The 18,281-nt window shown below is 51.4% G+C and carries 17 protein-coding genes and 1 tRNA gene; 17 read left to right on the top strand and 1 reads right to left on the bottom strand.

What is annotated here, in order from left to right; translation table 11 throughout:
* The first annotated feature begins 511 nt into the window (after positions 1 to 511).
* From AB1A64_RS14515 to AB1A64_RS14435, 17 genes are all read left to right on the top strand, one after another.
* Entirely contained in the window at positions 512 to 976 is a 465-nt protein-coding gene (locus AB1A64_RS14515; RefSeq protein WP_366552062.1) for a GNAT family N-acetyltransferase, read from the top strand.
* Positions 977 to 1,417: 441 nt separating this feature from the next.
* Positions 1,418 to 2,578 carry a tyrosine-type recombinase/integrase gene (locus tag AB1A64_RS14510; protein ID WP_366552061.1) on the top strand — a complete coding sequence of 387 codons (1,161 nt, stop codon included), beginning with the start codon at positions 1,418 to 1,420 and terminating at the stop codon, positions 2,576 to 2,578.
* Entirely contained in the window at positions 2,521 to 3,300 is a 780-nt protein-coding gene (locus AB1A64_RS14505) for a hypothetical protein (RefSeq protein WP_366552060.1), read from the top strand. Before AB1A64_RS14510 ends, AB1A64_RS14505 begins: the two co-directional genes overlap by 58 nt.
* Positions 3,301 to 3,401: 101 nt before the next feature.
* Positions 3,402 to 3,716, top strand: a complete 315-nt coding sequence (locus AB1A64_RS14500; RefSeq protein ID WP_366552059.1) for an AlpA family phage regulatory protein — start codon at positions 3,402 to 3,404, stop codon at positions 3,714 to 3,716.
* Entirely contained in the window at positions 3,701 to 3,982 is a 282-nt protein-coding gene (locus AB1A64_RS14495) for a hypothetical protein (protein ID WP_366552058.1), read from the top strand. The genes AB1A64_RS14500 and AB1A64_RS14495 overlap by 16 nt, the downstream gene beginning before the upstream one ends.
* A gap of 311 nt (positions 3,983 to 4,293) precedes the next feature.
* The gene (locus tag AB1A64_RS14490; RefSeq protein WP_366552057.1) at positions 4,294 to 6,120 is read left to right on the top strand and encodes an AAA family ATPase; all 1,827 of its coding nucleotides are present in this window, start codon (positions 4,294 to 4,296) and stop codon (positions 6,118 to 6,120) included.
* Positions 6,121 to 6,349: 229 nt separating this feature from the next.
* A complete protein-coding gene (locus tag AB1A64_RS14485) occupies positions 6,350 to 6,733 on the top strand; it encodes a hypothetical protein (protein ID WP_366552056.1) in 384 nt (127 codons plus the stop codon).
* Positions 6,734 to 6,735: 2 nt separating this feature from the next.
* Positions 6,736 to 7,035, top strand: coding sequence for a hypothetical protein (locus tag AB1A64_RS14480; protein WP_366552055.1), 300 nt, complete (start codon positions 6,736 to 6,738; stop codon positions 7,033 to 7,035).
* A 661-nt stretch (positions 7,036 to 7,696) separates the two neighbouring features.
* On the top strand, positions 7,697 to 8,842 hold the full coding sequence (locus AB1A64_RS14475; protein WP_366552054.1) for a DNA cytosine methyltransferase: 1,146 nt from the start codon (positions 7,697 to 7,699) through the stop codon (positions 8,840 to 8,842).
* An 18-nt stretch (positions 8,843 to 8,860) separates the two neighbouring features.
* On the top strand, positions 8,861 to 9,583 hold the full coding sequence (locus tag AB1A64_RS14470; protein WP_366552053.1) for a GIY-YIG nuclease family protein: 723 nt from the start codon (positions 8,861 to 8,863) through the stop codon (positions 9,581 to 9,583).
* Positions 9,573 to 10,058: a very short patch repair endonuclease gene (locus tag AB1A64_RS14465; RefSeq protein WP_366552052.1), complete on the top strand. Its 486-nt coding sequence runs from the start codon at positions 9,573 to 9,575 to the stop codon at positions 10,056 to 10,058. Before AB1A64_RS14470 ends, AB1A64_RS14465 begins: the two co-directional genes overlap by 11 nt.
* A gap of 11 nt (positions 10,059 to 10,069) precedes the next feature.
* Entirely contained in the window at positions 10,070 to 10,936 is an 867-nt protein-coding gene (locus tag AB1A64_RS14460) for a hypothetical protein (protein ID WP_366552051.1), read from the top strand.
* The gene (locus tag AB1A64_RS14455; protein ID WP_366552050.1) at positions 10,933 to 12,249 is read left to right on the top strand and encodes a ParB N-terminal domain-containing protein; all 1,317 of its coding nucleotides are present in this window, start codon (positions 10,933 to 10,935) and stop codon (positions 12,247 to 12,249) included. The genes AB1A64_RS14460 and AB1A64_RS14455 overlap by 4 nt, the downstream gene beginning before the upstream one ends.
* Entirely contained in the window at positions 12,249 to 14,141 is a 1,893-nt protein-coding gene (locus AB1A64_RS14450; RefSeq protein ID WP_366552049.1) for a DEAD/DEAH box helicase, read from the top strand. Before AB1A64_RS14455 ends, AB1A64_RS14450 begins: the two co-directional genes overlap by 1 nt.
* Before the next feature lie 115 nt (positions 14,142 to 14,256).
* Positions 14,257 to 15,057 carry a DUF3883 domain-containing protein gene (locus AB1A64_RS14445; protein WP_366552048.1) on the top strand — a complete coding sequence of 267 codons (801 nt, stop codon included), beginning with the start codon at positions 14,257 to 14,259 and terminating at the stop codon, positions 15,055 to 15,057.
* Between the two features lie 193 nt (positions 15,058 to 15,250).
* The gene (locus AB1A64_RS14440) at positions 15,251 to 17,107 is read left to right on the top strand and encodes a retron Ec67 family RNA-directed DNA polymerase/endonuclease (protein WP_366552047.1); all 1,857 of its coding nucleotides are present in this window, start codon (positions 15,251 to 15,253) and stop codon (positions 17,105 to 17,107) included.
* A 32-nt stretch (positions 17,108 to 17,139) separates the two neighbouring features.
* Positions 17,140 to 18,003, top strand: a complete 864-nt coding sequence (locus tag AB1A64_RS14435; RefSeq protein WP_366552046.1) for a hypothetical protein — start codon at positions 17,140 to 17,142, stop codon at positions 18,001 to 18,003.
* Positions 18,004 to 18,157: 154 nt separating this feature from the next.
* Here the strand turns inward: AB1A64_RS14435 and AB1A64_RS14430 are convergent.
* Positions 18,158 to 18,234 (bottom strand) — tRNA-Met (locus tag AB1A64_RS14430).
* Positions 18,235 to 18,281: the final 47 nt, after the last annotated feature.

Below are 18,281 nucleotides of genomic sequence, written 5' to 3'. Positions count from 1 at the left end.
TGCCTTAAACCCGCAGGGAGGATTTTGGATGCTGATCGCAATCGGCTGATTATTTAGAGGATTTTGGTAGCGGAGGAGGGACTTGAACCCCCGACACGCGGATTATGATTGAGTCTCAGTATCGCCACGAGAGACCATAAACCGCCACATCCGACCACATCAACTTATTGGTCACGTTGAGTTTCAGGCGAGCATACCGCCACATCTGACCACATGCCCCCACACTTAACCACACAGGTGTTTGTCACCCATACGCCACCCATTCCCGAAAGCGGAAGTTCATGCATCCCGTAGCGAATGACCGCCTTGAGCCCAATGTGACAAATGTTGCGCCGCGCGCAAACGTCTGCAATCGCGATGGCGTCATCTGATCCGATAGCCGGCAGGACACGCCATGAAGATTATGAATCCGCCCTCTTTGTAAAAGACAAAGAGCTATCCGAAGACGCCTGCCATTTCGCCATCATTGATAGCTTGTTGATGTCGCATGTCCCGGAATAGGGTTGGCGCGATGAAGTCGCTCAAATTCCGAAAGGCTACCGTTGCCGATGTGGTTCCGCTCAGCGCGCTGATCCAGCGCACAATCCGCGTTTCAAATGCCAAGGACTATGATGAAAAATCAATTGATATGCTGTGCGCGATTTTTGAACCGGAGCCGCTCACCGAAAGAATCGAAAATGAGGCTATTTTTTTGTGTTTCGCGGGCGCCAATCTTGTTGGAACGGTGGGGCTGAAAGGTGACTTTCTGCGATCATTGTTCGTGGACCCGGCGTTTCAGGGGCAAGGGCTAGGTAAAGTGCTGACTGCAAGAATTGAAGAAGAAGCGCGACAGAAAGCAATCCCGGAGATGATGCTTCATTCCTCACTAACAGCGCGGGAGTTTTACACGGCTCTTGGCTATGAAATTGTGGAATTGCAATCATACCCGGAGGGACCATTCGTCTTGATGAGAAAGCCGCTTAACGTTCGCCCGTGAAATACCGTGCGCCACGAAACACCGGCAGTGACGTTTGCCGATGTGTTGCGATCGTCCGTTAACGCCTCAGATCGGAGCAGACCTTCGTTTCCGCAAGGCCGAGTGTTGCTTAGTCCGCAGAGCAGGCGTTCGGTTCCGCTGCCTTGAATGTCCGCTTTCGGAGTTTTTAGGGCTGATCTGGAAACCCAGAAAGTCCAATGAGGAGAGCCTGTCGACTTCTCCATTGGCGTCTGAAGGAGTTTCCATACTTTGAGAATCACGGTGGCCTAGTCGCATAAGTGAGCGGATGTCACCAAAGGCACCCGAAGTCTGACCGCTCCAACAAACCGCCACATACTCACACATTCTGCCACATCTGTGACGCAGACAAACTTATGATTTTCTGCGATAATTTCGGTTACCACCCATGAGATTGGGCGACTGTCGGATTATATATCTTGTATGAAAAAGAAACTCACATCACGCTACGTCGACACCGTGACTGCCCCCGGCCCAAAACGTCTTGAGGTCTACGATCAGACCTTGCCGGGGTTTGGCATTCGTGTGTCGACCTCTGGCGGCAAGACCTGGTTTTGTTCACCGCGTGTCAACGGGTGCATCAAGCGGATCAAGATCGGAACTTACCCTGCGCTGGCGCTCTCAGAAGCGCGCGACCGTGCGAGAGAGTTGCTACGCGACATACAGCTCGGCGTCGCTCCTGCTAACAAACCCACCACTCTGGGTGAGGTCGTCCCACAATTTATTGAGCTTTGGGCAAAGCCACGCAATCGCGGCTGGAAGGAACAGGAACGTCTGCTCAATCAGAAATGGGTCCGGCTGTTCGACAAATCGCTGGAAGATATCGAACGCAGTGAAGTTGTTCGCATCTTGGATGAGATCGTCGCGAACGGAACGCCGGGCAGGGCCAATCACGCACTGGCCGCACTGAAGAAACTTTTGAACTGGTGCCTGGATCGCGGGATAATCAAAGCCAACCCGATCGCTGGTCTCAATCCTCCTACTAAACCGAAGGCACGGGATCGCATTCTAACCGACGCAGAGCTGAGTGCGCTTTGGTCGACTGCTGAAGACGAAGGGTATCCTTTCGGTACGTTGACGCAGATTTTGGTCCTAACCGGACAACGCCGTGGCGAGGTTTCCGAGATGCGCTGGTCACAGGTCGATTTTGCAACGGCGACATGGACGATCCCCGCCGAGCGTGCGAAGAACGGTATTGCGCATGATGTTCCATTGTCTCCTGCAGTCATCGACATCCTGAGCGGCATGCCGCGCTTTGCCGGTTCCGACCTTGTGTTCACTACCACTGGAACAACACCTGTTTCAGGCTTTGGCCGCGCAAAGGACCGTTTCGACCAAGCAATTGGTTCGAACGACTGGTGGTTTCACGACTTGCGTCGCACCGCTGTGTCAGGCATGGCGCGGCTCGGCGTGTCTCCGCATGTCATAGAAAAAGTGCTGAACCACAAATCAGGGATCATCTCCGGCGTCGCCGCAGTGTATAACCGTTACTCATATGCAGATGAGAAACGCGAGGCATTGGAGCAATGGGCAGCGGAGAACCTGAAGATAAAGAACCGCGCTTCGAGTGGGAGGACGAAATAGAGAGCACCATAGCCGACGTTCAGGGAGGTGACCTGACGTTTTTTCTCGAGAAAATTATCCACGCGGATGAAGTTCTCCATGACGGGCATGCTTTCTCGAAAAGAGATGTTAATCAGCTCAGAACGTTGGCGGAACTGGCTACCCCCACAGACGAAGATCTCATCAATGCCCTCGACCTTTTTGTCGTGCGTATAGGCTGGAAGCGCATGCGCCTCATTAAAAAGCGAGCAAGCGATCGTGTGAGCGACTTAAAACGAGGCCTGTTAACTCCTCTCAGGAAAGCATGCGAGGCGCTAGACGATCGCGACGTTCAGCTCGAGTTCGTTCAAGATGAGATGGCTTTTCGCCCTCAACATCGGGACGAATTGAAGGAAGCGATCGATGCCTTTTTGGAGACAGCCGCGGAACAGATCGAGTTGATCAAAGCGACATCAAAATCAGGCAAAGCCTACGACAACGATTTGAAATACTACCACGTGCACCTTACAGATGCGCTGCTCGAGGCCATGGGGTGTCCCATTTTGCCGTCTAGACTTGCAGATGATGCCAACTCTTGGTTTTTGAGCGTCGTTCGTCTGCTGGCAGGCCCGATCTTTGGTCGTGAACTTGATCGGGATGGATTCACCAGCCTGGTGAGGGAGTTCGTAGATAACCAGAACTCGAACATCAGGACGGAAATCGACAAGTTTCGGCAGAAACAGTGTGGAAAAGTCTCCAAATAATTTCTTAAGACTCTTCCACTGCATTGTTTTTAATTATTTTTCCTTTTTTGCGATGCTTCCTATAGCAGCAATGTCGCTGTCGCAAAGAAGGAAAGTGATCGATGTATCTTAGCAGTGACTCATCTCAAACCAATCGCGCGTCGCCCGTCGAAAAGACGACACTACAGGCGTCAAGTATTCATTCTGTGTTGATCTCATTCGACGATCTCCATGAACTTGGGATCACCTACAGCAAGGAGCATCTGCGCCGCCTTGAAGAAGCCAGGCAGTTCCCGAGCCGGGTTAGGTTAAGCCCTGCACGCGTGGCCTGGATGTTCAGCGAAGTTATGGCCTGGATCAACGAGCGCGCCCAAGTGCGCAGCATTGGTACGGGCAATCAACAATCGCGGAAGGCGAAATCATGTATGACGACGTAGAGCCGCTCGCAGAGATCCTAACGGACGCCATCAGGAATTACTTCACTGATGATAAGACGAATATCGTGGAGCTCGATCCCGCAGACAACGCGTATGCCGTTTGTATGGTTCTGGGCGATATACATTCACTATATCCGTCGGTGCCAACAACTACACTTACTGAGCTAATGGCGGAGATAATTTCGCGCTATCGTGAGCAATTTCGTGAGTACTACGAAGAAAACCCGCTCGAACGACCCGACGTCTTCAAAGGAACGCCGCAATAACCTAACTCGCCTAATCAACACGCATCTTTTGGTGGCACTAGATGGCATTTCCCAACGCGAGCGAGTTGAGTGGTTGATCGTCGACAAATATCGTTCTGACGACGTGACGACACTGATGTTGGACTGAAATCCGGCAAAATCATCGGTAAATTTAAGGAGAAACAACATGCGAACTCGCATGAACGACTGCGCACGCCCAGATGAGTGGTTAGCGCAAGCCGCCGAACCTATAGCTACGCGCTTAGCTCGCCTTCATTTCCTGCAACTGTTTCGATTCCGGCTTTTTTGTCAAATCATAGGAGACTCTGAGCATGCGCCAACGTGAGCTTCGAATTACCAAGGCTATGTGTTCAAAGGACCTCTGCACGGCTGCAGTAGCTTATATAAACGCCGGCTTTCGGGTCGTTCTGCTTCATGGCACGAGGCGCCGGCGCCGCTGCACATGCGGGAACTCGCAATGCAATAGTCCAGGAAAACATCCCATTTCCGAGTTTTTTCCGGAGGGGACCAAGAGCGCTACACGTGACGGCAAGTTGGTCGAGCGAGCCATCAAAAAATACCCGAACGCCAACATCGCCGTAACCCTTTGGGCGCAGACCGTTGTTGATATAGATGGCAAGTCAGGTGAACAGGTTTTCGAAGCACTTGGGCTACCGCCGACCGCCAAAGTCAAGACATCCCGCGGATCACACCACTATTTTAACAAATCACTCCAGAACGGCTCCTTTAAACTTGACCAGTTGGACGTATTGACCGGCAAAACGCGAATGACGGTGGTACCTCCAAGCCGCCACGTCTCTGGGCACAGGTACGCTTGGGATTGTCCACCAGGGACTTTAGCGTCTCGCGATGTATCGCCGATTGAGGCGCTCCGACCATCTGCTCGACGGGGCGATACCGAAAAAGAACAGCGAAAAAAGATAACGCACGGGGCTGCGGGTGGTCCAAAGATTCCAGAGGGAAAGCGAAATGATACCCTGTTCAGAGTCGCGCGAATGCTCCGACACTACGTGGACCAAGACGACGCTATCTCTTCCGCAATCCATGCGTTGAACAAGGACGCTTGCGACGAACCACTCTCCGACGCAGAAATAGATAGTCTCCTTAGGAGCAGCGGGCGTTACTCAGAGCCCCCGGACGAGATGTTTGGCCCTCCTGCGCATCGGCAATCACTTCCCGTGGAGTGGCTCTGGTATCCTTACCTCCCGAAATTCGGCGTAACGATACTGGCGGGTGATCCTGGTCGAGGAAAATCGATGCTAATCGCCTTGCTTGTCGCAATCGTAACCACGGGAGAACTTTGGCCACTTTCTGGAGAACGGTGCAAGCGCGGTCGCGTGTTGTTGTTATCCGCGGAGGACAGCTTTTCTCGCGTCACACTTAAGAGATTGGAGAAAACCAGCTTCGACATTAACTATCTCGACATTATGCACAGCCCTCGAGCCTTGACGCCGGAGCGGCTAGAAACATTGATTGAGTATGTGTTTGAAAAGAAGCCAGCGCTCATCGTCATCGATACTCTGTCGTTTTTTATGGGTGGCGGCAGGGACATGCATCGCCAAAACGAAGTCGGCGAATTTCTGGGCCGATTGAACGAAGTAGCGGAGGCCACCGGTGCCTGTATCCTTGGTCTCGGGCACTTAAACAAGCAGACAAACGACAATCCCTTGTTTCGTATTGTCGGATCCATAGGCTTCGTTGCAACCGTTCGATCGGCGATATTCCTTGGTGTTGATCCGGCTGACCCTGACCGTCTTGCCCTCGGCCACGGCAAAGCAAGCGCAAGTGCTCTGGGACCCACAATCGCCTTCGAACGCTACGGCGGCGGGCGAGAAGACGTTCCAAAGCTGATGGCAGTTGGCGAAATTGATGCGGACTACATAGAAATCTGCGCCCCGCAAAAACGCGACCCGGGCCGCCCGTCTATGCAAAGTGAAGCAGCTCGCGCGCACATCATGAAGGAACTCGGCAACGAGCCAAAACCCTGGTCACAAATATGGCAATCAGGCGACAACAGGAACATCGCTTCTGAGGCGACGTTCAATGCAGTCCGCGCAGAAATGGCGAAAGACGGTTTTATCGTTCAAGTCGGCAAGGGACCGAAGGCAAAATGGAAACGTGCAAACGAAACCAAATGATGAATCATCATAATGAACACCACACACATATTTTTATTACGACCAATCATGAATGACCATGAAACATGGTTAACTATCTATGATTAAAATAAAAATATGTGTGTATGAATATTTATGATGACTTCAAAAATGCCATCATATCGTTTAGCGCGCCATTTAGAAAATGCGGCGTTTCACGTATGTTGCCAGCGATATCCCAATGTGATCACAAAATAAGGACACGCGGGAAATGGCGATGCCAACGCACCAACCAACAGAAGACCAACGGCACATTGTTGAGGTTCTGGTGGCAGGCGGCACTCCGAAGACGATCATCGCAAAGGCATTGGGCATCGGTATGAAGACCTTGCAGCGGCACTATGCAGATGAACTAGAAACAGGGCTTGAATTGGCCAACGCCAAAGTAGTGCGTCGGCTCTTTAGGCTGATCGAACAGGGGTCAACGCCAGCGACGATCTTTTGGTTAAAAACACGCGCAGGGTGGAAAGAAGGCCAGACGGTGGAGATCGAACAGAAGACAGAACAGCAGGCGTACGACTTCTCAAAGTTGTCCGATCTGGAGCGTGCCGATCTTCGTGTGAAACTAGAAACTGTTGTTGGGCGGAGGCACTGACCATGAAACTACATATCCGAGAAGATGAACTGATGCAGACCTACGACGCCGCACTCGACTGCTTTGTGCGCGACATTAGCATATGCCCAGATACTGGCGTTGGTGTGTTGTCCACTTTCGGTGACCGTAGTCCGGACATGTCCGCTTGTATCGAACGGTTTGAGGAGCTCGACCGCGAGTTAGAAGAGATCCAGGTGGTCAATTGGTTCGGACACCAAGCAGTGCTAGACGGTTGCTTTCTTCGCGTTGATGGTTGCTGGCAAGCGTTCGTGTACCCCTACAAACGCCGCCGGACACGCTGAGATCGCCGCTGGGGCGCTTCTATGCAATTTGACGACGTTACCCCCGCGAAACAGGGCTCCGGCGGTCCAGGGGGCATCCTGGCAGCGCCAATCAAGAACGCCATTGGCCAATGTTCGAAGCATTGAGTGTCCAATGACACGTAAACTCCGTATCCGCGTGTCGATCGGTGCTTCATCTTTTATCTCTCTTCAAGATCAATAACTTAAAGACAGCGTGCGGGTGCGCGCCAACAAGTCTGGGTGATACATGGGTGACAGTCTTTGGAATTCACCTGGTATTTTTACTTTTAGCGCTGAAAAGTACTTCGAATTTCGGCTGAAACTAGGTCTTTGAGCGTACAAGATGAGTTCATTTCTGCCTGTAATGCTGACGTAAGTCGAAGCAATCCGCACGCCAAAAAAGTTCGCTCCCAAAGGGCTCTAAAAGTCCAGCCACCTTGCCTCGGTAGGTTGCCACAGGTGCGGGAAGGGATTTCTGAATTTTGAGTTCTGACCTTGTATGAGTTTCCAAAAGTAGCCTTTGAAGCAACCCCGCTATTGTCTCGCTTAGGGGCCTAAATCAGATCCCAAAATCGGTCGCTCGCGCGTCAAGTTGAATGGTCGTTATGCTTGCAAGAAACCCAATCCGCTGCGATAAACTAAATATAGTGGTGAGGGCGACATGAAGCACACATATTATGATTTCTTTGCTGGTGGAGGCATGGCGGGCATCGGACTTGATGCAGGTTGGGAGTGCCTTTTCGCTAACGACATCGATATCAAAAAAGCTGAGAGTTATCGCGCGAACCACCATGGCGGCGAACAACTTCTGCTAAAGGATGTTTCAAGTGTCACAGTGGATGAGATTCCCGGCAAGGCCGACCTTCTGTGGGCTTCGTTCCCATGCCAAGATTTGTCACTTGCAGGCAAAGGTGCAGGGCTAGCCGGAAAACGTAGCGGCATGTTCAAGCCGTTCTGGAAGTTGGTAAGGCAGCTGCACGCGTTGGGTCGCGGGCCAAAGATAATAGCCCTTGAGAACGTCTACGGCGCGATCAGGAGCAATGGCGGTCGTGATTTTGCTACTCTAGCCGCTGCCTTCTCGGGACTTGGATATCGCTTTGGGGCGGTTGTGGTTGATGCTGTTCATTTTCTTCCCCAATCACGACCTCGGTTTTTCATGATCGGGGTCCGTGGCGATATCCGAATTCCAAATGAACGTATGCAAAAAGACCCCTCGTCGCTTTGGCATCCTCCTGCGCTTCTGGAAGGGCATCGCTTGCTCTCGAAAACTGCCGCCGAGCGTTGGGTGTGGTGGAACCTACCCACGCCCGTGTTGAGAAATATTAATCTGTCCAGCCTGATCGAGGAAAGGCCAACCGGTGTGAAGTGGCACACAAAGGCAGAGACAAAACATCTCTTGGACATGATGACCGACCACAACCGAAAGAAGGTTGAGGCAGCCAAGGAACTAAATGCTAAGGTCGTGGGCACTATCTATCGCCGAACTCGACCGGACGAAGCTGGGATTAAGCGCCAACGTGCAGAAGTGAGATTTGACGAGATCGCGGGTTGCCTACGAACACCAGCTGGTGGTTCGAGCCGTCAGACGATCATGTTAGTCGAGGGGAAAAAAGTTCGCTCTCGCCTTTTATCACCGCGTGAGGCAGCTGCCCTCATGGGGCTGCCTGATACTTATGTTCTGCCTTCTCGCTACAACGATGCCTATAAGCTGGCAGGAGACGGCGTGGCGGTCCCTGTGGTTAGGCACTTGGCCGAAAACATCTTTGAGCCGATTCTGATAAGAAACCGACTCGCGCTAGTAGCTTGAAGTTAGTAGGTTCCGTTCATGAATGATCGGAACCAGGACAATACCAATTTTCCTCCCTTCGAGACAGAGGACCTGCGAGAGAATCTTGCAGCTTTCATAGCAGAGCCATTCCGTGACCCCATAGCTGGAATTGATCGGCCCATTGGTCAATTTAAGTGGGGTGTTTATGCGTTTTTTGACTACGATGGTGAGCCGATCTATGTCGGCCAAACGAAAGAAAAGATTAGCACTCGAATTCGTCGCCATTTGACCAATCAACGGACTGACGCTGTTGCTATGTCGGTCCTCGACCCTTTCGAAGTATACGAAATAGAAGTGTGGCCGTTACCTGAATTTCAGGACACTAGCTCAGGCGACGCGGACGCCAAAGCGCACCTCGACGCCCTCGAAGACCTCATTTATCAGCAAGCTATCGAACACAGCACCTTCAAAGCTGTTTTAAATGAGAAAGACCCGCCGACACCTAGCGTCCAGATAATCGCTCCTCCATCACGGCGCTACCGGATCGTGTCGAATGAAGTATATAAAATCAGATCGCACCCTGATTTCAGGATCGCGCGCCGAGCGTTAATCATCTCTCGACTAGCGCAAGTAATATCGGAGCGTAAAGTTCAAGGGGGACTGCGTCGAGTGATGCTGACGCAGGCCAAGCGGCTCCAATGGCTGGCTCAGCGACGCTACCAAGCGTTGGGGGGAGCAGCTTCTGTCGAGACAGAGAACGGGGGCAGCGTTGCTGACTAAAGTTGATTGCCATCGTTCACGGATAATGCGCTCTGTGAAAAACAAAGACACGGCTCCAGAAATGATTGTCCGTCGCTTCGTTTACTCTCTCGGATATAGATATCGACTGCACCGCTCCGATCTGCCTGGCAAACCCGATCTGGTATTCGGACCAAGACGAAAACTTATTTTCGTAAATGGTTGTTTTTGGCATGGTCATACTTGCAAGCGCGGAAATCGCCAACCCAAGAACAACGCCCATTACTGGAGGGAAAAGATTCAAAAGAACCGAGAGCGCGACGCGTCCAACATAGAAAAGTTGCGTGCCCTTGGATGGGAAGTTCTGGTAGTGTGGGAGTGTGAAACGAAGCAAGAAAGAATGAAGCAGGCAATTGAAAGCTTTCTCCGATCAATAAATCAGACGGAAAGCCCGTGTAATCCCCCCGCTACCAGGTTACTTCAAACCGAATTCGCAAAACAACTTATTCAACCTTAAGGGAAAATTCTTTGGCCGGCGAAACCGCGACCCCGTGCAACCATCCAGGCGCGCCTCCCGACGAGGTTATCGAACTTGTGGCGGAGGCTGTAAAAGCAATAGCTCGCGACGAAGCTTTTCTACAAGGGCATGGTCTAACTGTTCAGGATTTCGAACTCGCGCTACCTGCTGCAATCCAGCGGATTCGGGGAAGTGCTGCGGCTGGTAATGCGGATCGCCGAGAGTTTCTAACTGACCTTTTCAATTATATGGTAGCCTCGGGAGCCATCAGTGATTTTGAAAAGCCAGAATATGGAAAGGAGACGGTATACCGCCTTCAAGTTCCTGGCGTTGGCAGTGTAGCAATTATTCAAAAAGGATGTCCTGACGGAGCCCATAGCAGCGTTGCTTGGTCCACACCGGAATGGGCTAAAGAAACCTACCTATGGTGGCTTTGTGACAGTCTACAATATGAACCAGGTGAGCACGTCTCTAAAGGCGTCAATCGCCTTCGAAAACGCTTCTTCTCCGATGCCTATAGCGACTCTATCGACGGCGTTATCTTCCACAATGCGATGTGCGGCAGCCCGCTTCGACCTTGTCCCAAAACAATGAGAACCATTGATGTAAAGGGGCGAGTTATCCCGCCCCCGTGTATATGGGTGATGCCGGAACGGAACAGTCTAGATAATCCTGACGCCACAAGTTGGAACTGGTCAGGTGAGCGAACTCGTCGGTTCCCTGTCGCTCTTCTGTCCGCTTTTGGGATTAAAGAGCAAGAAGTGCCACACTTTACCGGACACATTGGCTTCCTTAAGGGAGGACGAGGAACCCGAACTACTATCTCAACCAGATATGGCGCAGGTGCATCAACAACGTACAGGAGTGATTCACGTTGAACCCAGTAATTGACCAAGAGCGAGCAGGTTTTTTATCCCTTCGAGCACAAAAAGCTAGCAAACAGCTTTTGCCACAATGGGTTCGGCCGGAAAAGGAGTTGCCTGTCGTAACTTTGCCGATTGAATGGGTGCGTTTTTCAACCCTGAATCACAGGACACGCGCCGAACAGGACCGCGAAATACGTAAGAGCGGCAATGCTGAATTGTTTACGGGGGATCCGCTCGGAGATCAGGCTCAAGCCATTCAGCTGAAAATTTTGTCGGACCAAGGTGGTTTCGACGAACTTAAGAGTGATTTGGAAGACAGAGGGCAGCAAGAACCTGCGGTCGTGACCGCCGAAGGAATTCTTATAAATGGTAATCGCCGGGCAGCCGCGTTGAGAAAATTGTGGTTGGATAATCATGTTGAAAACGCTCGTTATATTCGTGCGTTTGTTCTGCCCGCAGATGCGACAAAGGACGAATTGATTGATCTGGAGACAGAGCTTCAAGTTTCAAAGGATTTTCGGGAAGAATATTCATGGGTCAATGAAGCCCTTCTGATAGAGGAGATTTTTGAATCATCGAACAAGAATTGGGAGAAAGTTGCGAAAAGAATGCGCCTTGAGAAGGATGAAGTTCAAGAGCAGTACGAAAAACTTCAGCAACTTCACCAGTTAGTTGCACTATCTCATGGGAAAAAGTTTCATGCGGACTTTGTAGGCAATAACTCTGCTTTTCGAGAATTGGCAATCCATATTCGTGGTAAGTCACCGCAGGAAGCCGCATCCGTTCGCAGCGTATATTTTCTTGGAACACTTGCGGGGACAAATTACCGCGACTTAAGGCATCTTAGAAGGAGTGATGCCGTTGAATTTGTCCAAGAGGAGTTCTCTAACGATTTGTTTTTAAAATCTCTTCTTAACAACGCCAACGATAGCAGCATTGAGACTTCTTTTGACTTGTGGGACGATGTTCTTGGTGAAGGCAATGGATCAAGCACAGCAGACCTTAGTCCTGTTCTATCTTTTCTAGCCGCTCAACAGCCGGAAGAAATTGCCACCTTGCCAACTGGTGAACAGGTCGCAGTTGAGCAGCTATTGACTTCCGTAAAAAGCGCGGTTGATGCGGCAGCAAAGGAAGCGAGTGAAAATGTTAAGGACGCTAAGGCAGTTGTAGCACCAACCAAGAAGTTGGACCTGGCGAAAGAAAACATCAATCGAGCCGGAGCGGCGCTAGCGAAAGCAAGATCACATAGTGAGTGGGATGAGAATGCGTTCAAAGAAAAAATTGCAGAGGTCAAGGCAGCCATAGGCCAAATAGAGACACTGTAATGATCACCGCTGAATTGTATCGCGAAGGCCGCCCTACTGTCATAGTCGAACGCGATGACGCGGCGAACCCAGGTGCTTGGGCGCGTCTTCAAGAGGCTTTGGCGCGTGGTATCGACTCTGGCTCTTCTCGTCGGACGGTTGTTCACGCGGACGTCTTCCTTTCGGAATTGAGCGTCCTACGTGAGCTCAGAGATGTTTTCGGTGAACGTGTCCAACCGGGCCCAACTCTGTCCGATCAACTCCGTTCCATGGCGTCAGACCGCATTGCACGGGAAGGCGTCGTCGAAGCGGGAGCAGCCGACGACGCCACGCTTGATGCTTTAGAATTTGAGCTCTCGCAAGCTGGGTTCAAACGAAAGCTCAGACGCTTCCAGACAAGAAATCTGTTTAGGCTTGTTAGCCTTCCTCATGGGGCAGATTTTTCTGTGCCGGGAGCAGGAAAGACTACCGTCGCACTAGCTGCCTACGCTGTTTTGCGCGCTCGTGGCGTAGTCCGACGCTTGGCCGTCATTGGGCCAATCGCCGCCTTCGGTGCATGGAAGGAGGAACTTGTTGAATGCTTTGAAGAGCCACCGCTTCTTTTGATCCACGCTGGTGCAGGAACCGTCATACCGACTAACACCGAGGTCTTGCTATCTAACTATAATCGAACTGCTAGCGACTATGATACAGTCCGATCCTTCGTTGCTGCAGAACCAACGCAAGTGGTTCTAGACGAAGCACATCGGGTAAAGCGCGGTGCGGCTGGCGTGCATGGGAGAGCCGTCCTAGACCTTGCCTACGCAGCTCGTCGTCGGGACGTACTTACAGGAACTCCGGCACCCCAGGGCGCTTTCGACTTAGTTGCATTGATAAGTTTCCTTTTCCCGGGGCAAGACAGGCAGGTGCTTCCAGACGCTGCGTACTTTGAACGTAAAGGCCGAGATGAAGACGTTCTCATAGAAACGAACAGCGCGATAAGACGATACTTCGTACGTACGGCGAAGGCCGAGTTAGATCTACCTCCGACGAGTTTTGAAGTAGTGCGAGAACCTATGCCGCCAATTCAAGCGGCGATTTACGACGCTCTGCTAGGTCAATATAGGTCGACTTTTTCCCTTCCTGATCGAGGCCGTCACGAGATGCAAAGGTTGGGGCGGATCGTAATGTACCTTTTGGAGGCTGCAACGAATCCAATGTTGCTTACGGCTGGTTCGGACGAAGGTGATGATCCGGCATTTTTGCATCCGCCGTTGGAACTTCAAGGACATGAACCCTTAGCCGATTTGCTCGCCCGTTACAGTAGCTTCGAACAGCCATGGAAGTACGAGCGAGTTTGTTCAATCGTGAAAGAAGCAGTTCAAAAGGGCGAGAAAATACTGATCTGGTCCAGTTTTGTAAAAAACCTTAAGGCCCTTGCCCGTCTATTGGACCAGTATCAACCAGCTATTGTTCATGGTGGTGTGCCCTCTGACGAAATGGCACCAGCCGAGGTCATTACTCGCGAACGTGAATTCGAACGATTTCGGCACGACCCGGCTTGTTCTGTACTCCTAGCAAATCCCGCAGCTTGTGGTGAAGGTGTTAGCTTACACTATTGGTGCCATCATGCGGTTTATTTGGACAGAACATTCAACGCTGGGCACTTTCTGCAGAGTCAAGATCGCATTCATCGGCTTGGGCTGGATGATGATGTAGTTACACGTTTCACATTGCTTATAAGCGCGGGTTCAATCGACGACTCAGTAGATGGGAGATTGGTCGAGAAAGTGAGCGCGCTTTCATTGCTAATGGACGATCCTGGCCTTGTCCAAATTGCGTTGCCGTCAGCCGACGAAGGCGCGGGAGGCACCCCCGCATTTGATGACGACTTTCAAGCAATTGCCACGCATATCACAGCTGAAAATGCGTGACCTCCCTACCAGAGGTAGGTGTCATGCAGTTTTTCTCTTGGCGTATAGCGCAAGGGTAAGGAACTGCTCAGACGTCGACGCATGGATTGTGGCAGCGCTGGACAAGCCAACGCACATGGCCGCCTCGCTAGATCTATCCGGAACAGCAAATCTACTTTTGGACGCCGGCCTAGCCAGAATTGAATCTTGTGTCGTGATAGGAAGAGGCCTGGCCAGATTGGATCGGGAAGCTGACCTGACCACTCTAAAAGGTATTGCTCGGTTGCTCCTGCGAAGCCGACCTCCAGATTGGCTCAGAGCAGTTGTAAATGAAGGTCGTTTGGCACCTGAGTTCATCCCGAAACAAGACTTTGATGCGATTGCCTGGTTAGGAGACGATCTTGAAGAGATCGTAATGACTGCGCATCAGCAGGTGTATGGTGAGACAGATGAACACTTACGAAAGCTGCTAGGCGACGCCGGAGAACTTGCGATAATGTCTGCGTTGCGTCGGGTTGGTCAACATGCACGACATGTTTCGCTAATATCCGATCGTTTTGGCTATGACATAGAGTACAACGAAGAGTCTCGAACCCTAGGACTGGAGATAAAAGCCGCCGTAAATGCCACGGCCGCCCGCATACTCATCTCCCGCAATGAATTCGAAGTCGCCAAACGGATGGGCGAACGATGGAAACTAGTCCAAGTGACTTTTTCATCGCGGGTTATAGCAAATGGGCGCGCGACCGCTGGAGACGTGGAGAGGATACGCGAACTGGCTAGTCATTCGCTCGTCGACATTGCACCAGTCGAGAAACAAGGTTTCCGTTGGACAGAAGCCGCTGAAATTCGCCCCTCAGATGCTGATTGGAAGCCAAGCCACCTTCGAATTGGAGAGGAGTTTGAGGTCGAATTACTATCCAGAAACAAAGTATAGTTTCGGGTATATCACACGGACTTTGTCTTGGCATCGTGCACAGTATCAGCGCGTTCGTCTCGCATAAGCGAACTTAACAGCTGCACATAACTTAAAAGCCACAAGTAGTTGTATATGCCCCTTGCAACGCAGGCCATTTTTTTTCTATAGCAAAAGGGCTTACGGGCAGACTTCCTGCTGCGCATCGCGGCAAATGACAACAATGGTAGGCATGCTGCTTACCTTCAGGTTCCCTTGCGGTATCATCGGCTTTCCCGTGTATCGCTTACGCTCGCTTAAGAGTGCCCGTAAGCACCAAAAACTAGAGTACAGGCAATTGAGTTCACTTGGAAAATTACAGAAGTCGGAAAGCCTCACCGATCTGGCTACATTGCTCGGCTTCACGCCCAAAGGGGCCAGCTACGTCCTCTATAAGTTGGATGCAGCCAAGAAATATCGCACCTTCGAGGTTCCCAAGAAATCCGGCGGGGCCCGCGTCATCCATGCTCCCGAAGCACAGCTTGCCTTGTTACAACGCCGCTTGGCGGAATTACTCTATGAATGCGTTAATGAGCGTAAAAAGGACCATTCCCGTTTCTGGTTTGCCTCTCACGGTTTCCATCAGGGCCGTACCATCGTCTCTAACGCTGAGGTACACAGGCGGCGGCGCTTTGTCTTCAATCTTGACCTGGAGGACTTTTTCGGCACCATAAATTTCGGGCGAGTGCGTGGCTTCTTCATAAACGATTCAATGTTCGCCTTGGAGCCGAAGGTCGCAACGATCATCGCCCAGATTGCCTGTCATGAAAACGCGCTGCCGCAAGGAAGCTCCTGCTCTCCGGTCATTTCCAACCTGATAGGGAATATTCTGGACTCGAGGCTGCTTGCGCTCGCCCGCGATGCGCGTTGCACCTATACTCGCTATGCGGATGATCTGACCTTCTCGACCAATGAAAAGCTCTTCCCTACCGAGATCGCTGTAAATGTGCATGGCGCTGACTGGGATGTGGGCGCAAAGCTCAAAAAGACGATAGAGAAATCGGGGTTTTTCATTAATCCAACAAAGACCCGAATGTCGTTGCGACGCTCCCGTCAGACCGTCACCGGGCTTGTTGTAAACGAAAAGGCCAATATCAATCAGGACTACTACCGAGCAGCACGTGCGATGTGCAATTCTGTGTTCCAGACCGGGTATTACTTCAAGCCGGGCGACGACCCGGCTAACGTGACCGACAACCTCAACCCGCTGGAAGGCACACTCTCCCACATCTACTTTGTGAAATCGCGGCGCGACCGGAAACCTAAGGTGAATAAGCTTGCCGTATCAGCAGGCGAATTTAACCCGCCGCGAGCGCCGGAAGAGCTCTATAGGAAGTTATTATTTTACAAATACTTCGCTGCACCGAATGCTCCGTTGATTGTGACAGAGGGTGTCTCTGATATTACCTATCTGCAATGCGCAATCCGGGCCTTGGTGAAGAAGTTCCCTCTGCTCGCAAAGGAAGATGACGGCAAGGTTATACGGTTAATCAATTTCCTGAAGCCATCGGGCACATCACGCGATATTCTGAACCTTGGTCATGGCGCAGCCGGGCAAGGCTCACTGATTTCCCAATACGCAAATATGCTCAAGAAATTTCCGCACAAGCCCATGGCGCATCCGGTCATCATCCTATGTGACAACGATGACGGTCTAAAAGCTGTCATCAAAAACGCGAAATCCAAGATCGGGAAAACTGTCTCTACGACGACGACCGACCCCTTCTACCATCTCGGGCTCAATCTTTATCTGGTGAAAGTCCCCGAAGGGACACCGCCAGCAGTTAAGGATATCGAATCCCTGTTTGACCCGACCCTTCTCAAGACGGTCTTGGGCGGCAAAACGTTCAACCCCAAGAAGGAACACGCGGATCATTCTGAGTATGGCAAGGTCGTCTTTGCCGAAGCCGTTGTCAGGGCAAATGCGGGCGGGGTCGATTTCTCGGGCTTCGAGGACTTTCTTACAAGGGTTGAGAACGTCCTAAAGCACTACTCTTCGCATTTGGCTGCAAAGACCGCTGCTGCGCCATAGATGAACGGGCATGAAGGAATTAGTCTATCAGCATGCTTACCAAATCATCTTCGGGTCTGGCCATTTCTGAGCCTCTGCAAGTCAACACTGTCGTTTGGGTGCAGTCATTGCCGGAGGAGGAGACCGGTCCGACAAGACGAATCCTAGAAGACCTTAGTACCGCTGCCGGTTTTCCTGTCATTCAATATTCGGTGCATGACACCGCTGAGTTGGAGGCTGTTTTTGACGAGATAACTGCACGGGCCAGAAGCGAGGGTCTCAGGCCAATTCTACACGTCGACGCGCACGGTACAGCGGAGGAGGGTCTGCTTCTCGCTCCCAGTGGTGACCGTATTTCTTGGTCGAATATTATAGATCATATGCGGCAACTGAACGTCGCGACCGAAAACAATCTCGTCTGCGTGTTCGCGCTTTGCTATGGCCTGCACTTGTATCGCGAAGTCTCACTCTCGCAGCCTGTACCGGCCTATTTCTTCATTGCGCCTGAAAAAAAGGTCACCGTTGGTTTTCTAGAGCAGCAGACACTTGAGTTTTACCGAGCGGTCAATGAGAACGCCAACGTGACAACCTCATTTGAAGCAACGCTGAAGGATCAGATGCAATTCTTCCATTGCCAAGGAGTTTTTTTTCAAACCCTACTCAGATACATAAAGCAACATTGTAAAGGTCGTGCGAAAGGTGAGCGTCTCGAGCGTATGGTGTCAGCAGCCTTAGAAAGAGATGGCATCAGCGAACCAACTGCCGATCAACTTAGGCAAATCAGACAAGACATCAAGGCGGCATTGAAACCGGATCAGTCTGTTGTTGATTATTTCGCTTCGCGTTTCCTGATCGGCAGACCCGCAGCCTTCGATTATCAAATTGTTAAGGAGTTTTTGGACCGCCAGTCCCAATAAACCCATCGAACTGTGCAATTCATCTCGGCAGACAGCGAACCGGTGCGTGACGCAAAATTCGTCTGCTGTTACCCAAAATGTCACCCAAAGCACATTTGGAGCACGTGCGAGCGACGTAATATTCGCGCATCCATCTGATTTATCAGGGAGGTTTTGGTAGCGGAGGAGGGACTTGAACCCCCGACACGCGGATTATGATTCCGCTGCTCTAACCAACTGAGCTACTCCGCCATGAGTGAGAGGCGATTTAAGCGAGGGGCTGTGGCGGGTCAAGAGGG

This window comes from Ruegeria sp. ANG10 (assembly GCF_040705255.1).
Taxonomy (GTDB): Bacteria; Pseudomonadota; Alphaproteobacteria; order Rhodobacterales; family Rhodobacteraceae; genus Ruegeria.
The sequence above is the reverse complement of the archived record's forward strand: the minus strand, read 5'-3'. Positions and strand labels throughout refer to the sequence as shown.